The organism is Gordonia sp. IEGM753 (genome assembly GCF_050321825.1).
Lineage (GTDB): Bacteria > Pseudomonadota > Gammaproteobacteria > Pseudomonadales > Pseudomonadaceae > Aquipseudomonas.
Map to the genome: position 1 here is coordinate 191,850 of NZ_JBNQGB010000008.1, position 17,229 is coordinate 209,078.

14 protein-coding genes are annotated in these 17,229 nt (G+C 58.8%); 7 read left to right on the plus strand and 7 right to left on the minus strand.

The window, feature by feature from the left end; genetic code table 11:
• The gene (gene queG / locus ACQR3R_RS28120) at window positions 1-1,062 is read left to right on the plus strand and encodes a tRNA epoxyqueuosine(34) reductase QueG (RefSeq protein ID WP_428277554.1); all 1,062 of its coding nucleotides are present in this window, start codon (window positions 1-3) and stop codon (window positions 1,060-1,062) included.
• Between the two features lie 4 nt (window positions 1,063-1,066).
• On the opposite strand, the gene ACQR3R_RS28125 is transcribed toward queG, so the two are convergent.
• Window positions 1,067-1,678, minus strand: a complete 612-nt coding sequence (locus tag ACQR3R_RS28125) for a TRIC cation channel family protein (RefSeq protein WP_428277556.1) — start codon at window positions 1,676-1,678, stop codon at window positions 1,067-1,069.
• A gap of 220 nt (window positions 1,679-1,898) precedes the next feature.
• Window positions 1,899-2,441, minus strand: coding sequence for an oligoribonuclease (orn, locus tag ACQR3R_RS28130; protein WP_428277558.1), 543 nt, complete (start codon window positions 2,439-2,441; stop codon window positions 1,899-1,901).
• A 107-nt stretch (window positions 2,442-2,548) separates the two neighbouring features.
• Between orn and rsgA the strand changes: the two genes are divergently transcribed.
• The gene (rsgA, locus tag ACQR3R_RS28135) at window positions 2,549-3,580 is read left to right on the plus strand and encodes a small ribosomal subunit biogenesis GTPase RsgA (protein ID WP_428277560.1); all 1,032 of its coding nucleotides are present in this window, start codon (window positions 2,549-2,551) and stop codon (window positions 3,578-3,580) included.
• 54 nt (window positions 3,581-3,634) lie between these two features.
• Here rsgA and motB read toward each other — a convergent pair whose 3' ends face one another.
• Window positions 3,635-4,675, minus strand: coding sequence for a flagellar motor protein MotB (motB, locus tag ACQR3R_RS28140; protein WP_428277562.1), 1,041 nt, complete (start codon window positions 4,673-4,675; stop codon window positions 3,635-3,637).
• 3 nt (window positions 4,676-4,678) lie between these two features.
• Window positions 4,679-5,530 (minus strand): flagellar motor stator protein MotA, encoded by an 852-nt coding sequence (motA, locus tag ACQR3R_RS28145; RefSeq protein WP_428277564.1) that lies wholly within the window; start codon window positions 5,528-5,530, stop codon window positions 4,679-4,681.
• A gap of 165 nt (window positions 5,531-5,695) precedes the next feature.
• Here motA and ACQR3R_RS28150 point away from each other — a divergent pair, with 165 nt between their 5' ends.
• The 4 genes from ACQR3R_RS28150 to ACQR3R_RS28165 all read left to right on the plus strand — a co-directional run bounded on the left by ACQR3R_RS28150 (window position 5,696) and on the right by ACQR3R_RS28165 (window position 10,825).
• Entirely contained in the window at window positions 5,696-7,234 is a 1,539-nt protein-coding gene (locus ACQR3R_RS28150) for an HDOD domain-containing protein (RefSeq protein ID WP_428277566.1), read from the plus strand.
• Window positions 7,235-7,276: 42 nt separating this feature from the next.
• Entirely contained in the window at window positions 7,277-8,092 is an 816-nt protein-coding gene (rhdA, locus tag ACQR3R_RS28155) for a thiosulfate sulfurtransferase (protein WP_428277568.1), read from the plus strand.
• Between the two features lie 18 nt (window positions 8,093-8,110).
• Window positions 8,111-8,971 (plus strand): archaetidylserine decarboxylase, encoded by an 861-nt coding sequence (gene asd, locus ACQR3R_RS28160; protein WP_428277570.1) that lies wholly within the window; start codon window positions 8,111-8,113, stop codon window positions 8,969-8,971.
• 66 nt (window positions 8,972-9,037) lie between these two features.
• Window positions 9,038-10,825 (plus strand): hypothetical protein, encoded by a 1,788-nt coding sequence (locus tag ACQR3R_RS28165; protein WP_428277572.1) that lies wholly within the window; start codon window positions 9,038-9,040, stop codon window positions 10,823-10,825.
• 128 nt (window positions 10,826-10,953) lie between these two features.
• On the opposite strand, the gene serB is transcribed toward ACQR3R_RS28165, so the two are convergent.
• Entirely contained in the window at window positions 10,954-12,168 is a 1,215-nt protein-coding gene (gene serB / locus ACQR3R_RS28170; RefSeq protein WP_428277574.1) for a phosphoserine phosphatase SerB, read from the minus strand.
• 135 nt (window positions 12,169-12,303) lie between these two features.
• Between serB and ACQR3R_RS28175 the strand changes: the two genes are divergently transcribed.
• Window positions 12,304-13,839, plus strand: coding sequence for an AhpA/YtjB family protein (locus ACQR3R_RS28175; RefSeq protein ID WP_428277576.1), 1,536 nt, complete (start codon window positions 12,304-12,306; stop codon window positions 13,837-13,839).
• A 230-nt stretch (window positions 13,840-14,069) separates the two neighbouring features.
• Here ACQR3R_RS28175 and ACQR3R_RS28180 read toward each other — a convergent pair whose 3' ends face one another.
• Both ACQR3R_RS28180 and parC read right to left on the minus strand, forming a co-directional pair.
• Entirely contained in the window at window positions 14,070-14,783 is a 714-nt protein-coding gene (locus tag ACQR3R_RS28180; protein WP_428277578.1) for an ABC-type transport auxiliary lipoprotein family protein, read from the minus strand.
• Window positions 14,784-14,959: 176 nt separating this feature from the next.
• Complete coding sequence (gene parC / locus ACQR3R_RS28185) at window positions 14,960-17,227, minus strand: DNA topoisomerase IV subunit A (RefSeq protein WP_428277580.1); 2,268 nt, start codon at window positions 17,225-17,227, stop codon at window positions 14,960-14,962.
• Between the last annotated feature and the right edge of the window lie 2 nt (window positions 17,228-17,229).

The following is a 17,229-nucleotide window of genomic DNA, read 5'->3' on the forward strand; positions in this document are numbered from 1 at the left end:
ATGCCCGCTATTACCACAGACCTGCCCGCCCTCGCCCAATCCATCAAGGAATGGGGCCGCGAGCTGGGCTTTCAGCAAGTCGGCATCAGCGGCCTGGACCTCGCCGAGCATGAACAGCATCTGCAGCGCTGGCTCGAGGCCGGTTACCACGGCGAAATGGACTACATGGGCGCCCACGGCAGCAAACGCTCCCACCCGGAGGAGTTGGTGCCGGGCACACTGCGGGTGGTTTCCCTGCGCATGGATTACCTGCCCGGCGACACCGAAATGGCCAAGCGCCTGGCGCAACCGGAAAAGGCTTACGTATCGCGTTATGCCTTGGGCCGCGATTACCACAAATTGATCCGTAAACGTGTGCAGCAACTCGCAGAAAAGATTCAGGCGCTGATCGGTCCTTTCGGTTATCGCGCGTTTGTCGATAGCGCTCCCGTGCTGGAGAAGGCTATTGCCGAGAAGGCCGGTCTTGGCTGGATCGGCAAAAACACCCTGGTGTTGAATCGCAAGGCTGGCAGTTATTTCTTCCTCAGCGAACTGTTTGTCGATCTGCCGCTGCCCATAGATCCGCCCCACGCCACTGAACACTGTGGCCGCTGCACCGCGTGCCTGGATATCTGCCCAACCAATGCATTCGTCGGGCCGTATGTGCTGGATGCCCGACGTTGTATTTCTTACCTGACCATCGAATTGAAAACCGCCATCCCCGAAGATTTACGCCCATTGATCGGTAATCGGGTATTTGGCTGCGATGACTGTCAGATCGTTTGCCCATGGAACCGTTTCGCCCGCCCCTCCGGCGAAAGCGACTTCAAACCCAGGCACAATCTGGATAACGCAGAGCTGGCTGAACTGTTTATGTGGGATGAGGAGAAATTTCTCGGCAGCACCGAAGGTTCGCCCCTACGCCGGGCCGGTTATGAGCGCTGGTTACGAAACCTGGCGGTAGGCCTGGGCAACGCACCTTCGAGCATTCCGGTACTGGAAGCGCTGAAGGCGCGACGCGAATATCCCTCGGAGCTGGTACGCGAACACGTTGAGTGGGCCCTGAAACAACACGGGTTGTAGCCGTTCAGGCTTCGTCGTTATAAACGAATTTCGGCATTTCCCAGTGGAAACGGATCGCCAGCAAGCGCAGCAGGAAGCCACCAAACAATGTCACCAGAACCGCTTGCTCGCCGGGCATTTGCAGATAGAGGCAGAACATGTAGCACCACGCGGCGGCAAACGAGACGCTGGCGTAGAGTTCGCGGCGGAAAATAAGCGGGATGTCGTTGCAGAAGATGTCACGCAGGATGCCGCCGAAAACCCCTGTGATGACCCCGCTAACCGAAGCCACCAACATGCCGTGCCCCATCTCCAGCGCGGTCATGCAGCCGATCAGGGTAAACGCCACCAACCCCACGGCGTCGAGCACCAAAAACAACGAGCGCAAATGGCGCATCCAGCGCGCAGCGAAAACCGTGAACATTGACGCGATGGTTGTCAGCACCAAGTATTCAGGGTGCTTTACCCACGTCAGCGGGTAATGCCCCAGCAGCACATCGCGCACCGAACCGCCACCGAGCGCCGTCACGCAAGCGATCAGCACCACGCCGAACCAATCCATCCCGCGACGACCGGCAGACAACGCCCCGGTCATGGCTTCGGCAGTAATGGCGATCAGGTAAAGCATCAGCAACATGGTGGCGGTCCTTGCAAGAAGGCGCGCAGTCTAGCCATTTCGGCGCGGCACCAAAAGAGGGCGAGAACGCATCACACGCAACCTGTGGCGAGGGAGCTTGCTCCCGCTGGAGCGCGAAGCGCTCCCCGGCATTCCAGTCACACCGCATTTGCAGGTTTTACGACTGCTGCGCAGCCGAACGGGGATAAATCCCCTCGCCACAAAAGCCCTCGTCCCGGGATCAGAACTTGATGAAGTGCTGGCGGTAGTGTTGCAACTCGGCGATGGATTCGCGGATGTCGTCCAGCGCCAAATGGGTGCTGCCCTTTTTGAAGCTGTCGCGCACATCCGGCGCCCAACGTGCGGCCAACTCTTTAAGGGTCGACACGTCGAGGTTGCGGTAGTGGAAGTAGCTTTCCAGGGATTTCATGTGCGTATAAAGGAAGCGACGGTCCTGGCAGATGCTGTTGCCGCAGATCGGCGACTTACCCTTTGGCACCCACTTTTCGAGAAAAGCGATGGTTTCGGCTTCTGCTTCGGCCATGCTGATGCGACTGTCGCGCACCCGCTGAGTCAGGCCGGAACCGCCGTGTTGACGGGTGTTCCACTCGTCCATGCCGGCAAGAATCTCATCAGTGTGATGGATCGCGATCACCGGGCCCTCGGCCAAGGTGTTCAAATTACTGTCAGTAACAATGGTTGCCATCTCGATGATGACGTCGGTATCGGGGTTCAGACCGGTCATTTCCAGGTCGATCCAGATCAGATTCTGCGGGTTTTGCATGTGTCGGCTCCTAGGCAATGCTGCGCAGTTTAGCCTAGCGAGGCAGCCGGGCGTGCTAAACTCGCGGCCGTTTTACCTAATCGCTGCATTCTTCATACGGAACACCCATGGCCAAACGCCAACTCAATCGTCGTCAAAACTGGCGCATCGAAAAGATTCAGGGCGAACGCGCTGCACGCGCCGCCAAACGCGAGTCCTCGGCTGTCGAGGCACTTGAGGGTGGCGACTTGGGCCCGGAACAGACCGGGCTGGTAATCGCTCACTTCGGTGTACAAGTCGAAGTCGAAGCGCTCGATGGCGATTTGGCTGGCCAGGTGTTCCGCTGCCATTTGCGCGCCAACCTGCCTGCGCTGGTGACCGGCGATCAGGTTGTGTGGCGTGCGGGCAACCAGGGTATCGGCGTTATCGTGGCGCAGTTGCCACGCAATACCGAACTCTGCCGCCCGGACAGCCGTGGCCAGCTCAAGCCTGTGGCGGCCAACGTCGACATGATCGTCATTGTCTTCGCCCCACTGCCCGAGCCCCATGCGAACCTGATCGACCGCTACCTGGTCGCCGCCGAACACGCGGGCATTCGGCCGCTGCTGCTGCTCAACAAATTCGACCTGATCGATGAGCAGAATGCCCCGGCGCTGAATGCCTTGCTCGCGGTTTACCGCACGCTGGGTTACCCGGTACTCGAAGTGTCGGCGCATCACGGCAACGGCATGGAACAACTGCAGGAACAACTGGACGGGCGCATCAGCGTATTCGTCGGCCAGTCGGGCGTGGGCAAGTCCTCGCTGGTAAACAGCCTGTTGCCTGAAGTCGACACCCGTGTCGGCCCGCTGTCCGAACTGTCCGGCCAGGGCACTCATACCACCACCACCGCGCGATTGTTCCACTTCCCGGGTGGCGGCGAGTTGATCGACTCCCCGGGCATCCGCGAATTCGGCCTGGGCCATGTCAGCCGTGCCGACGTCGAAGCCGGATTCATCGAGTTCAACGACCTGATCGGCACCTGCCGCTTCCGCGACTGCAAGCATGACCGCGAACCGGGTTGTGCACTGCTCAAGGCCCTGGAAGAAGGCCGCGTGCAACAGCAACGGATGAACAGCTATCGCTCGATCATCGCCAGCCTGCCGGAAAGCAGCTACTAAGCCGCTTCCCACAGAGACAAAAAAGCCGCGATCAAATCGCGGCTTTTTTGTAGGTCACTGCTTGGGTGGTTCAGCCGGTTTAGCGGGATCGCCGGGTTTGGGCGCTGCGTCGTCGAACAGGTTCAATCGTTCGCGAAGTTCATGCGCTGGCACCGGTTGTTTGTCAGCCGGCAAGGCATTCGGGTCAGCCGGCGTGCCCGGGGCTTCACCCGGCGCACCTTGACCCGGGATAGGCGCAGGCTCGGCACCTTGTGCACCTTCGATGGCTGCCTGCGCCTTCTTGGTCAGCACCACGATGTCGATACGACGGTTGACCGGGTTAAACGGGTTTTCCCGGTCAAACAATGCCGACGAGGCATAACCGACAACGCGCGCCACTTGCGATTCCGGATAGCTACCGGCAATCAGCGCACGACGAGCCGCGTTGGCGCGGTTGGCCGACAGCTCCCAGTTACCAAAATCACCGGTGCCGGTGTAAGGCTTGGCATCGGTATGGCCGCTGATGCTGATTTTGTTCGGCACCGCTTTAATGGTGTCGGCCATGGCCAGCAAAATATCTTCGAAATACGGCTTCAGGCGCGCACTGCCCGAATCAAACATCGGCCGGTTTTCGGCGTCCATGATCTGGATACGCAAACCGTTCGGGGTGATTTCGAACAGGATCTGGTCCTTGAACTTCTGCAGCTGCGGATTCTCCTCGACCTTGTTCTGCAGTTCTTGCAGCAACAACTCCAGGCGCTCCTTCTCGACCTGCTCGGCCATGCCCTCGACCTGTTCGGCGTCGACGGTAACCTTGTCGGGCTGAGGCTGGGACTTCACCTCAGGATTGAGGGTGTTCTCCGGCGCCAGCGTCGGTGTACCGCCCAAGTCGATAATGTACGGCGTTCCGCTTTCGGAAAAACCGACCGGGTCCTTGAAGTAACCGGCGATGGCGATCTTCTGCTCAGGCGTCGCGGTGGACAGCAGCCAAAGCACCAGGAAGAACGCCATCATCGCCGTCGCGAAGTCGGCGAAAGCGATTTTCCAGGCGCCCCCGTGATGCCCACCGGCGATGCGCTTGACGCGCTTGATAATGATCGGCTGATTATTTTCCATGACTTAACGACCGCGAACCGCTTGTTCCAGCTCAGCGAAGCTTGGACGGTGCGCCGGGTACAGAACCTTGCGCCCGAACTCTACCGCCAGGGATGGCGGCATGCCGGAGGCCGAAGCCACCAACGAAGCCTTGATGGCTTCGTAGACGTTCAGCTCTTCCTTGGCATCGTGGGCCAGGGAATGCGCCAGCGGGCCGAAGAAACCGTAAGCCGCCAGAATACCGAAGAAGGTACCTACCAGCGCCGCACCAACGTGCATGCCGATGGCTTTCTGGTCGCCTTCACCCAACGAAGCCATGGTGACCACGATACCCAATACCGCCGCGACGATACCGAAACCCGGCATGGCATCGGCAATACCGTTGACCGCGTGGGACGGATGCTCGAGGTCTTCCTTGAGGCTGTAGAGCTCCATGTCGAACAGGCCTTCAAGCTCATGAGGGGCCATGTTGCCGGACGACATGATGCGCAAGTAATCACAGATGAACGCGGTCATGCGCGCGTCCTTGAGCACGGTCGGGTATTTGGCGAAAATCGGGCTGGCCGCGGCGTCTTCGATGTCGCCTTCAATGGCCATCATGCCTTCGCGGCGGCTTTTGTTGAGGATCTCGTAGATCAAGCCCAACACTTCCAGATAGAACGTGTGGCTGAAGCGCGAACTGAACATGCTCAAGGATTTTTTGAGCACGTGCATCGTCATGTAGCCGGGGTTGGCCTGGAGGAATGCGCCAAGCGCAGCACCGCCGATAATCATCACCTCGAAAGGCTGGATCAAGGCAGCAATTTTGCCGTGGGAGAGCACGTATCCGCCGAGCACGCTCGCGAATACGACGATGATGCCGATTATTTTAGCCATAGGTAGGGGAGCACTTACTGAGTCGGGTTCAAGGTCATATTCGGAAGTTAAAAAATCTCTTCTTCTACTTATCGGCAAAACTGCGCCAGACTATAGCCAGTTCCGGCGAAAAGCCAATTTGGCCCATCAGGGCATAGGTAATGCAGACGATGATCACGTCCAACCATGGCTAACGAAACGAACGTACCCACTCCAAAACCAACCAATCTGACAGGCTGGATCAAGCTTTTGGATGGAGTGCGCCTGCCCGTTCCGCAGGCCAGCCATGATCGGGTGTGCAAGGCGATTCGCGACAGCCGCAGCTCTCTGCGTGATATCGCCGAACTGATGCAGGAAAGTCCGGCGTTGGCCTTAAGCGTCATTCGCGAAGCCAACCGGCATACCCATGGCAACGTGACGGAGCCTGCTGAAAACCTTGAGGTGGCGATCAATCGCCTCGGTTTGAAGCGCACCGAAGAACTGCTCGAGCGCCTGCCCGCGCTGCCGCAAATGGAAATACCCGCGACCTTGCGCCAGTTACAGATGATCAGTCAGCACGCAACCCAGCAGGCCAATGGTTTTTTCGCCAGTCGCCTGGCACGGCTGTGGCAAGACATTCACTGGGGCAGCCTGCTCTTTCTGTCGCCACTGTGGCCCATGGCTCTGGCCTATCCAAAGTTGCTGGAAGAGTGGGAACTGCGCGTCATCCATAAGGGCGAGTCTGCACGCAAAGTCGAAAAGCAACTGTTCGGCGTACGCCTGCTGCAAATTTGCCAGGCGTTGGTGGAAATCTGGCGCCTGCCGATCTGGGTGCAGCAGGGCTACAGGCTGCTGCTCAGCGAACAGCGGGAGTTGGTGAAAGTACTGCGCATTGCCCGCGACATCGATCATCCGCTGCGTCAACAAAATCGCCTTGATGACGACCCGACCCTGCGCCGCTGGCTGAATCAGCCGGCCAATACCGTGTTACTGGCAAACGGCTTGGCGTTGTCGGCGCAACAAGCCTGGGATAGCCCTCACAGTGAGCGCTGGCAATTGCTGACCAGCCTTTATCTGCAGATGCCGATGGATGAGGTGCAGCAGCAGTTGCACCAACAAGCGGCCAATAGTGCGCGCTATCACGCCATGCCCGACCTTTGGCACCCGGCCGTCTCGTTGATCTGGCCTTGGGGGATGAAGCGCGTTCACGCAGGTTTACTGCCAGCCCAGGCCCCCACGACAGAAGACCTGGGCAACTGGCGTAAACAATGTGCCGAGTTGCTGGTTGAACCGAGCCGCTTCACCAACGCCATGCACTTGACCCTGTCGGCCAGGGACGCCTTGGTCGCGTGCGGCATGCGCCGGGTGATGATTTTGATGGCTGATAGAACCCATGCCAATTTGCGCGCGAATCAAACCGCCGGGCTACCAAAAGAAGCCTTCGGACTGAACCTGGTGGTCAGCCAGAGCAAGGTGCTGCAACGCCTGCTCTCGCAACAGGCACAGGTGCGCATTACGCCGGACAACAACGCTCAATTCTCCGCATTGCTACCCGCCAGCCTGCGCGCGCAGTTCAGCGGCGAACACCTGCTGCTGCGTTCACTGGTGAACAACGGTCGGGTGATCATGATTGTGGTGGCGGATCAGGGCGGCGGGCCGTTCTCGGAAATCACCGTGCAAGCCTTCGGTAAAACCGCACAGTGCATCGAAAAGGCCCTGCACAGCTTTACGCAGCGCGGCCAGTAACGCTGCGCTACAATCCTCCCCTTTGTGCTCTGGAGACCTCACATGTCTGACTTCTCTGGCTTGTCGCTGGTCATCGAACCGAGTGACCTGCTCCCTCGTCTCGACGCCCGCGAACTGATTCTGGTGGACCTGACCAGCAGCGCTCGCTATGCCGAAGGGCATATCCCCGGCGCGCGTTTTGTCGATCCCAAACGCACGCAACTCGGGCAGCCTCCTGCGCCCGGCCTGTTGCCGTCGCAAGCAGCGCTTGAAACGCTGTTTGGCGAACTGGGCCATGACAAGGATGCGGTTTACGTGGTGTATGACGACGAGGGCGGCGGCTGGGCGGGACGATTCATCTGGTTGCTGGACGTCATTGGTCATAAAAAGTATCACTACCTGGATGGCGGTTTGCTGTCATGGCTGGCGGAAGGTTTGCCAGTGTCGACCGATGTCCCTGCAGCTGCGGGTGGCCCGGCCAGCCTGACCCTGCACGATGAACCCACTGCCACCCGCGAATACCTGCAAAGTCGTCTCGGCGCCGCCGACCTGGCTATCTGGGACGCACGCGGGCCACTGGAATACGCAGGCGAAAAAGTCCTGGCAGCCAAGGCCGGGCATATTCCCGGCGCAGTCAATTTCGAATGGACGGCGGGTATGGATCAGGCGCGCAACTTGCGCATCCGCACCGACATGCCGCAGATCCTGGAGCAACTCGGGATCAGCAAAGACAAAGAAGTTATTACTCACTGCCAGACACACCATCGCTCTGGCTTCACTTACCTGGTGGCCAAGGCTCTCGGTTATCCGCGGGTCAAGGGCTACGCTGGCTCCTGGGGCGAATGGGGCAACCATCCCGATACGCCTGTAGAGAAATAAGGTTTTTAAGGACAGTTAATGAATAAGCGTCTGTTTATCCTCAGCCAATACCTGCTGCCCCATCACTTGCTCTCGCGGCTGGCCGGCTGCATTGCCGAATGCCGTGTGCGCTGGTTCAAAAACGCCTTTACCGCCTGGTTCGCCAAGCGTTATCAAGTGGACATGTCCCAAGCGCTGGTCGAAGACCTGACGGCTTATGAGCACTTCAACGCCTTCTTTACCCGCGCATTAAAAGAAGGCGCCCGCCCACTGGACGAAACCCCGGGCGCGATACTCAGCCCTGCGGACGGCGCCGTCAGCCAACTCGGCCCGATCGAACACGGACGCGTGTTCCAGGCCAAGGGCCACAGTTTCAGCGTGCTGGAACTGTTGGGGGGTGACGCGGCTAACGCAGCCCCGTTCATGGGCGGCGATTTCGCGACCATTTACCTGTCGCCCAAAGACTATCACCGCGTGCACATGCCGCTGGCCGGCACCCTGCGTGAGATGGTCTACATTCCGGGCCGAATCTTCTCGGTTAACCAGACCACTGCCGAAAACGTTCCCGAACTGTTCGCCCGCAACGAGCGTGTCGCGTGCATTTTCGACACTGAGCGCGGACCGATGGCGGTGGTGTTGGTAGGCGCAATGATCGTCGCATCGATCGAAACCGTTTGGGCAGGCCTGGTAACCCCTCCGAAGCGCGAACTTAAAACCTTCCGCTACGACGAAGCAGCCCGCGCACCGATCCACCTGGAAAAAGGCGCAGAACTGGGTCGCTTCAAGTTGGGTTCGACCGCTGTCGTACTGTTCGGACCTGATCAAGTGAAATGGGCCGAAACACTGGTCGCAGGCTCGCCAGTGCAGATGGGTCAGGGCCTCGGATTGCCAAACGCTTGATCCAGATTTCTGCAGGAGCGAGCAAGCTTGCTCCTGCAGGATTCGATTCCTGCTATGGTTTTGGGCATGAACGAGACTAGCCCGCATCTATTGTTACGCGCCCCCATTCCAACGCAGTTACGCCTGTCGTTCTGTGAGGCCACCCCGCGCGACCTGAAACGCTGGATCGCCAACCTGCCCAAAGCCAATATCGGCGAAACCGCTCGCCAGCTCTACCAAGGTTTGAGCGAACTCAACCAACTGCTGACTCCGAGTGACAATCGCCTACAACTGCTCGAACTGCTGCGACCCGAGGTGCATTACGTCTGTAAACACCTGGAGCGGCACTTCCTGCACCAGGCCATTGTGCTCGATGAACGCTCGCGCAAAATTGCCAACCTGTGCCAGGCGCTGCAAAGCCACTTGGCGATTGGCTATAAGCAGATCGTTGTGCGCATCACCCCGCGCTTCACCAAGGACCGTGCACCGCTGTTGACTCAGGCGCTGCAGCGAGCAATGCACTGCTTGAACGGGCCGCTGATTCGCGCCACGCAGTTGTATTGCCCGGCGCCGGAAGGCCTGTGGCTGGAGCTGCATCAGCTGTATCGGATCGCCTGCGCTCATAATTTGCAAAACCTGAGCTTACGCGACGAACTGGCCAGCCAGACCCAAAACCTGAGCATTGAACAGACCTACACGGTCGCTCTGCTTTTGGGCGCCGCCCGGTGCAACCAACTGCGGCAGAATCAGATTGCCCGCGTCGCCGACGTGTTGGAGCCGTGGAGCCACTGGATCAAACTGCAACCTGAAACACCGGGACACGGGCTGTTTGCGGTGGCACCGGAACTCGATACCGGGCCACGTTACCGCTCCCGATTCAGAGCCGAGCAACAGCAAAGCTTATTGGCGATCAATCCACAGCCGTTGGTGGCCGCCATTGAAGCCCATCTGCAAAAAGCCGAGAGCGCAACGCCGCTGCCAGTGCCGGCAGGCCTGAGCCTGGATACGTTGTTACATCTGAATGCCGCGTGGGGGCAAACGGCCGAACGCAGTTTCCAACGCACTGCCAGCGAAGGCACATTGACCCTGTGCGTCGGGATGAGCGCGATACACTTTTACCTGGGTGGACAACGTTCGTTCAGTGACATTTTGAAGAACCCCGTCTCTCGTCATGCCCAATTTGCGGCAACGTCCCCAACGGCCAAAGCAGAAGATCAATGGCGACATGCTTTTGATGCGGCGCCCCATGGCAATGCCGATGCCTTGTTGCCCTACGAAGAAATCGAATACCCGCAAGTCCAGGCCGATGACCATCATGAAGCCGCCGACAGTAATCGGCACTTTCCGACGTATGTGTTGCCGGTGGTCAATCACAGTCCCGGCGGATATTGCCTGTCGTGGCCAACCGCTGTGCCCGCCGAGCTGCAGGCCGGCGAGATGGTCGGCATCGAGGACACTGCCGGCGGTGGCTGGAGCATTGCGGTGGTGCGCTGGATTCGCCAGGTACGGGGCGGTGGTACACAAATGGGTATCGAGCAGGTTGCTCCGTACGCAGAGCCTTGTGGCCTGCAATTGGTGCGCACCCGTGACGATCACAGCCAATACCTGCGGGGCCTGCTGCTACCCGCTATCAGCGCCATCGATCTCCCCGCCACTTTGCTCGCACCACGCCTGCCCTTCCAGGAGGGCAACAAAGTGCTGATCAACACTAATGGCGAAGAGCGCCGTGCAGGGCTGGATCGGCGGGTAGCGAGCACCAACAGCTTCAATCAGTTCGCCTACCGCTCGCTGGAAACGACCAGAAACGAAAACGCCGCTGCCAATGGCGCGGCGCATCTCGAAGAGGATTTCGATTCGTTATGGAAATCGCTTTGAGTGTAAGCGCCTGAGACCAAGTCGCTGCCTTCGCGCAGGCTCGCTTCCACATCGGGTCCATAACAAACCGAGCCCACGTGTGGGAGCGAGCCTGCTGGCGAAGAGGCCCGCTCCGACAACCAGCAAAATCAGAGCTGGCCGTCGCGGTCCCTGAAGCCCAACAGATACAGCACGCCATCGAGCCCAAGGGTCGAAATCGCCTGCTTCGCCGACTGTTTTACCAGCGGTTTGGCACGGAAAGCGACGCCCAGTCCGGCGATCGCCAGCATCGGCAAATCGTTCGCACCGTCGCCGACCGCGATGGTCTGCTCCAGGCGTAAACCTTCCTTGTGCGCCAACTCACGCAGCAGATCCGCCTTGCGCTGTGCATCCACAATCGGTTCGATGGCTACGCCCGTGACCTTGCCGTCCACCACTTCCAACTCATTGGCGAACACGTAGTCGATACCCAGTTTGGCCTGCAGTTGCTTGGCGAAGTAGGTAAAGCCACCTGACAGGATCGCGGTCTTGTAACCCAGGCGCTTGAGTTCAGCGAACAGCGTTTCCGCGCCTTCGGTCAGGCGCAGGGAAGCGCCGATAGAATCCAGCACACAAACGTCCAGCCCTTTCAGCAAGGCCAGGCGCTCCTTGAAGCTGGCGCGAAAATCCAGTTCGCCAGCCATCGCCCGTTCAGTAATGGCAGACACCTGATCGCCGACGCCCGCAGCCTTGGCCAGCTCATCGATGACTTCGGCTTCGATCAGCGTCGAATCCATGTCGAATACCGCGAGACGGCGGTTACGGCGGAACAACGAATCTTCCTGGAAGGCGATATCGACGTTCAATTCCTGGGCCACGCTCAGGAATTCGGCCCGCAGCGCCTGTGGATCAGCTGCTTCGCCACGCACCGAAAACTCGATACAACCCTTGCCCTGATCAGCCGGAGTGTCCAGCGGCATACGCCCGGACAGGCGATCAATGTGGTCGATATTCAGCCCGTACTTGGCGGTAATCGCGCTAACGGCCTGCAATTGCTCGGCGGTCACTTTGCGGGTCAGCAGCGTCACGATGTGGCGCTTTTTGCCCTGATTGCCAACCCACTGCTGGTAATCCTCTTCGGAGACCGGGGTAAAACGAACCTGCTGATCAAGCTTGTAAGCCGTGAACAGGATGTCTTTAAGCACCGACTTGCCTTGCTCGGTATCAGGAATTTCAACCAGGATGCCAAACGACAACGTGTCGTGGATCACTGCCTGACCGATGTCGAGAATGTTCACACCACCTTGGGCCAGAACGCCGGTAATGGCCGCAGTCAGACCCGGACGGTCGACTCCCGTGATGTTTATCAGGACGATTTCGCGCAAGGCGCACCCCCGCAAGTGGAAAAAAACCGCATTCTACCCACTTTCAGTGACCATCGGGCACCGTCAGCGCTTTGCCGGTCTGGGGCCTGTCGCTATACTGCGCGTCAACTTCACGGACAAAAGAGCCGAGCGCAAGTGAACCGGCCCACGCCAGTAAAAACCGATAACTTCTTTCTGCTGATCTTCCGGGCACTGCGCCATCGCCGTGTACCGATTGCATTACGCATTGCCAGCCATAACGTGATCCTGGTCGCTCTGGCCCTGGTTATTTATGCCTGTGTGATGGGTTTGCAGTTCAAGCAGGCCATGCACGAGCAAGCAGACGCCCTGGGCGAAAGCCTGACGACGCAGACTGCGACGTCCGCCACGGAGCTGTTGGTGTCCAATGACATCCTCAGTCTTAACGTGCTGCTTAATAACCTGACCAAAAACAAATTGGTCGCCCATGCTGCCATCTACAGCGTGGATAACCGCATCCTTGCCGAAGCCGGCCAGCGCCCCAAGCACAGCTTGTTGGGCGAAGCCGAAGGCATGTATGAAAGCAAGATTACCTTTCAGGACGTGACCGCGGGCCAACTGCGTATCAGCCTGGACATGGATCAGTTCCAGCAACCCATGACCATCAGCCTGCAAAGCATGGGCATTTTGAGCGCTATCCTGTTGGCGCTGTCGCTGGCCTTGAGCTTGCGCCTGGGTCGGCACATCTCTACGCCGCTGATGCAATTGCGTGTCTGGCTGCGCAATATCGATGAATACACCCCGGCCACTGAGCGTCAGGATGAAATCGGCGACCTGGCTCGTCAGCTGCATGCCAATTTCGCGCCTGAGCGCGTTGAACCAGAACCGGCGCCCGAACCCGAATATGACGAAAGCGATTACGACGACGCCGACGATAACGAGCCGACGTTCGAGGTGCGCAATCTGCGTGACCCAAGTTTCGACGAAACCAAGCCTGTAGCCGGCCTCAAGCCTGCGCCACGGCACGTTGTAAGCACGGTCGAAGACGACGATGACGACGAAGATCCTTTCGCCGATCTGCGCGACGAATCAGCCTCCAGCGCACCGAAGCCAGTCATAAAACCAGTGATTTCGAACGTGCCGCAACACAGCGCAGTGCTGGCGGTACAGTTGGGCGCCCAGGATCAACTGCGTCGTTTGCCACGTACGCGCCTCGAAGAGTTGCTGAAACGCTATCGCGACTGCCTCGATCAGGCTGCTTCGCTTTACCAAAGCGAACTGCACACCCTTAACGATGGCAGCACGCTGATGCTGTTCCACACCGAAGACAGCGGCGAAGATTACCTGACCAACGCCATCTGCTGCGGCGAGCTGCTGCGTGCACTGGGCCATCAGTTACAGATCGAGGTTGCTGACAGCGGCATTACCCTGCAACTGCAACTGGGCCTGACGCTGGGTGATGAATTGTTCGGTTTAAGTCAAATTGATTTGCTGCTGACCGAAGCGGCACAGGACGCGCTGGCCTTGTCGCAACACAGCCGCAACCTGCTGCTGGTGGAACGCAAGATCAGCGACGACGTGCTGATCAAACAGCGCGCCCGGATTCGTCCGATTGCGAGTCCTGAAGGTGCTTGCTGCGTCGAGCGGTTGATGGAGCCTTATCCATCGATGCTGGAACGACAACTGGCGCGGATGCATGAGCGCCGGGCGTAAAGCCCTGAAATGAAGAAGCCCGCAGATGAGCGATTGTCTGCGGGCTTTTTGTTGCCTGTTCTGGCCCCATCGCCAGCGGGTTGGCTCCCACATTGGAGCTGTGGCGACCACATGTCCCCTGTGGGAGCCAGCCCGCTGGCGATGAGGCCTTAAGCTGCGCTGAATCTCTCTGGGCTACAGAAACAACAAAGCCCACATCTCTGCGGGCCTTGTGTTGAATCAATCCAGGCTTAGAACCTGAACACTTCCATATCGGTACGAATAGGCGATGCCATCGGGATCTTCGGCTGTTTGTCCTGCTCAGCGGCAGGCGCTGCAGGCTTGGCTGCCGGTTTGCGCGGTGCCTCGGCAATTGGCGGCTGGTTGGCCAAAGGCTTGAGGGCCACCGAAAGCTGCTCGGCCAGGCGCTGCAGCAACACACCTTGCGCCTGAACTTGCGCCGCAGTGCCACCCGCGTGCTCTTCCTGCAAATGCACAATACGGTTGTCGCGGACCTGACCACGGCGGTCAATCAAACGCCATTGCGCATCGAGGATAGCCGGTTGCGACTCCCCGGAATCGAGACGGGTAATCGTCAGCAAAACCTGCACATCCGGCGCGAAGCCCAGAGTGGCCGGGGCCAACACCACGCGCTGGCTGTCCAGATGACCAGCGACTTGGCGCAGCAACAATTGATCGATGTCCGAAGACAGGCTGCCCGCCCAGCGACCGTCGGTGGAAGCCTGGAGGCTGCCATCCGCCTGACGCTGCAACAGGGTTTCACGCTGCAGGTAATCGGCGATCGTTACCGGGCCCAGCAAAACAGCCATGCCTGCACTTTGCGCAGGCTGAGCCGGACTTCCACTGTCCAGCTGATACAGCGACACCGGCTGGTGAACGCTGCAACCCGCCAGGCCTAAAACGCCAGCGAGCATCAAAATTAAAGGAAGGCGCAGAGCGGTCATCGTCCCATCCAGGTGGTTGCCACAAGGCTAACCACAGTGAAAATACTCAATAAATATGAAGAACGCTCGGCCACGCCGGCGCTTGAAAGGCCATATCATCCGTGAATATGCGTTCCGACTCCAGCGCGAAAGCGTCGATCTACGCGTTAAATCGTAGATCGAGCGCTCTAGTACGCTTAATTGAGGTTTTCGACGAGCAGTGCATCCACCCTCTGAAAGCCACGTGGCAACTTGTTACCACGGCGACCACGCTCACCTTTGTAGTGTTCGAGGTCATCAGCTTTCAGTGACAAAGTACGTTTGCCGGCCTGTAGTACCAACGTGGCACCGTCCGGAATCACCGCGATATCGGTAACATATTCTTCGCGATTGGCCACACGCTCACCGGAAATACCGATGATCTTGTTGCCCTTACCCTTGCCCAGCTGCGGCAAGTCACTGATTTTGAAGATCAAAAGACGTCCTTCAGTGGTCACCGAAGCCAACCAGTTGTTCTCGCGATCCGTGACAGGGCGCGGAAGAATGACTTTCGAATTGTTCGGCAAGCTCAACAGCGCCTTACCTGCCTTGTTCTTGGCCTGGAAGTCTTCGCCCTTGACCACGAACCCGTAACCGGCGTCAGACGCAATCACGTACAGCGAATCATCTTCAGGCATCAACACACATTCGAACGTGGCGCCGGGTGGCGGCGTCAGACGACCGGTCAACGGCTCGCCCTGTCCGCGAGCCGATGGCAAGGTGTGCGCGGCCACCGAATAGCTGCGGCCAGTGGAGTCGATAAACACCGCAAACTGGTTGGAGCGCCCGGAAGCCAGGGCCTTGAAACCATCCCCAGCCTTGTAGGAAAGCCCGGTTGCATCGATTTCGTGCCCTTTGGCAGAGCGAACCCAGCCTTTTTCCGACAGCACGACGGTCACTTTCTCGTTTGGCAGCAGATCGTGCTCGGTCAGGGCCTTGGCCTCTGCACGCTCGACGATTGGCGAACGACGATCATCACCGTAGGTTTCGGCGTCCTTGATCAACTCGGTGCGCACCAGTTTTTTCAGCTTGGCTTCGCTGCCCAGCAGGGCTTGCAGCTTGGCTTGTTCCTTGAGCAGTTCATCTTGCTCGGCGCGCAACTTCATTTCTTCCAGCCGCGCCAATTGACGCAAGCGGGTATCGAGAATGTAGTCCGCCTGAATCTCGCTAAGAGCGAAACGCGCGATCAATGCGGCTTTCGGGTGCTCCTCGGTGCGGATGATATGAATGACTTCATCCAGGTTGAGGTAGGCAATCAACAAACCGTCCAACAGGTGCAAGCGACGCTCGACCTTGTCGAGACGGAATTGCAGACGACGACGCACGGTTTGAACGCGGAACTCCAGCCACTCGACCAGCAACGCCCGCAGGTTTTTCAGCTGCGGCTTGCCATCCAGGCCGATGATGTTGATGTTGACGCGGTAGCTCGACTCCAGCTCGGTGCTGGCGAAAAGATGCTGCATCAACGCATCGTGGTCAAAGTTCTTGCGAGCACCGGGGATAATCACAATCCGGCATGGGTTTTCGTGATCGGACTCGTCTCGCAGGTCGGCAATCTGTGGGGCTTTGGACGGTTTGGCCTGCATCATGGCCGCAATCTGTTCCAGCACCTTGGCACCGGATACCTGATGCGGCAACGCGGTGACGATGATGTCGCCGTCTTCGATGTGATAAACGGCGCGCATACGCACCGAGCCCTTGCCGGTTTCGTACATTTTCAGCAGATCGGCGCGCGGTGTGATGATTTCCGCTTCGGTCGGGTAATCCGGGCCCTGAATGTGCTCGCAGAGCTGTTCGACCGTTGCTTTCGGCTCATCGAGCAAACGTACGCACGCAGTAGCGACTTCACGCAGGTTATGCGGCGGAACGTCCGTGGCCATGCCGACGGCGATACCGGTGGTGCCGTTGAGCAGAATATTCGGCAATCGTGCCGGCAACACCAGCGGCTCATCGAGAGTGCCGTCAAAGTTCGGCCCCCAATCCGCAGTGCCCTGGCCCAGCTCACTGAGCAGCACTTCGGAGTAACGCGACAACCGCGCCTCGGTGTAACGCATGGCGGCGAAGGACTTGGGATCATCCGGCGCACCCCAGTTACCCTGGCCGTCGACCAACGTGTAGCGATAGCTGAATGGCTGAGCCATCAGCACCATGGCTTCGTAGCACGCCGAATCGCCGTGCGGGTGAAACTTGCCGAGCACGTCACCGACGGTACGCGCCGATTTCTTGTGCTTGGAATCGGCATCCAGCCCCAACTCGCTCATCGCATAGATGATGCGTCGCTGTACCGGTTTCAGGCCGTCGCCGATATGCGGCAAAGCACGGTCCATGATCACGTACATGGAGTAGTTGAGGTAGGCATTTTCGGTGAAGTCAGCCAGTGACCGGCGCTCTACACCGTCCAGGCTGAGATCAAGGGAGTCGCTCATGC

What these genes read in the sequence shown, in the direction of transcription:
- queG (WP_428277554.1), top strand. Translation starts at nt 1, where the DNA reads ATGCCCGCTATTACCACAGACCTGCCCGCCCTCGCCCAATCCATCAAG.
- ACQR3R_RS28125 (WP_428277556.1), bottom strand. Translation starts at nt 1,678, where the DNA reads ATGTTGCTGATGCTTTACCTGATCGCCATTACTGCCGAAGCCATGACC.
- orn (WP_428277558.1), bottom strand. Translation starts at nt 2,441, where the DNA reads ATGCAAAACCCGCAGAATCTGATCTGGATCGACCTGGAAATGACCGGT.
- rsgA (WP_428277560.1), top strand. Translation starts at nt 2,549, where the DNA reads ATGGCCAAACGCCAACTCAATCGTCGTCAAAACTGGCGCATCGAAAAG.
- motB (WP_428277562.1), bottom strand. Translation starts at nt 4,675, where the DNA reads ATGGAAAATAATCAGCCGATCATTATCAAGCGCGTCAAGCGCATCGCC.
- motA (WP_428277564.1), bottom strand. Translation starts at nt 5,530, where the DNA reads ATGGCTAAAATAATCGGCATCATCGTCGTATTCGCGAGCGTGCTCGGC.
- ACQR3R_RS28150 (WP_428277566.1), top strand. Translation starts at nt 5,696, where the DNA reads ATGGCTAACGAAACGAACGTACCCACTCCAAAACCAACCAATCTGACA.
- rhdA (WP_428277568.1), top strand. Translation starts at nt 7,277, where the DNA reads ATGTCTGACTTCTCTGGCTTGTCGCTGGTCATCGAACCGAGTGACCTG.
- asd (WP_428277570.1), top strand. Translation starts at nt 8,111, where the DNA reads ATGAATAAGCGTCTGTTTATCCTCAGCCAATACCTGCTGCCCCATCAC.
- ACQR3R_RS28165 (WP_428277572.1), top strand. Translation starts at nt 9,038, where the DNA reads ATGAACGAGACTAGCCCGCATCTATTGTTACGCGCCCCCATTCCAACG.
- ACQR3R_RS28180 (WP_428277578.1), bottom strand. Translation starts at nt 14,783, where the DNA reads ATGACCGCTCTGCGCCTTCCTTTAATTTTGATGCTCGCTGGCGTTTTA.
- parC (WP_428277580.1), bottom strand. Translation starts at nt 17,227, where the DNA reads ATGAGCGACTCCCTTGATCTCAGCCTGGACGGTGTAGAGCGCCGGTCA.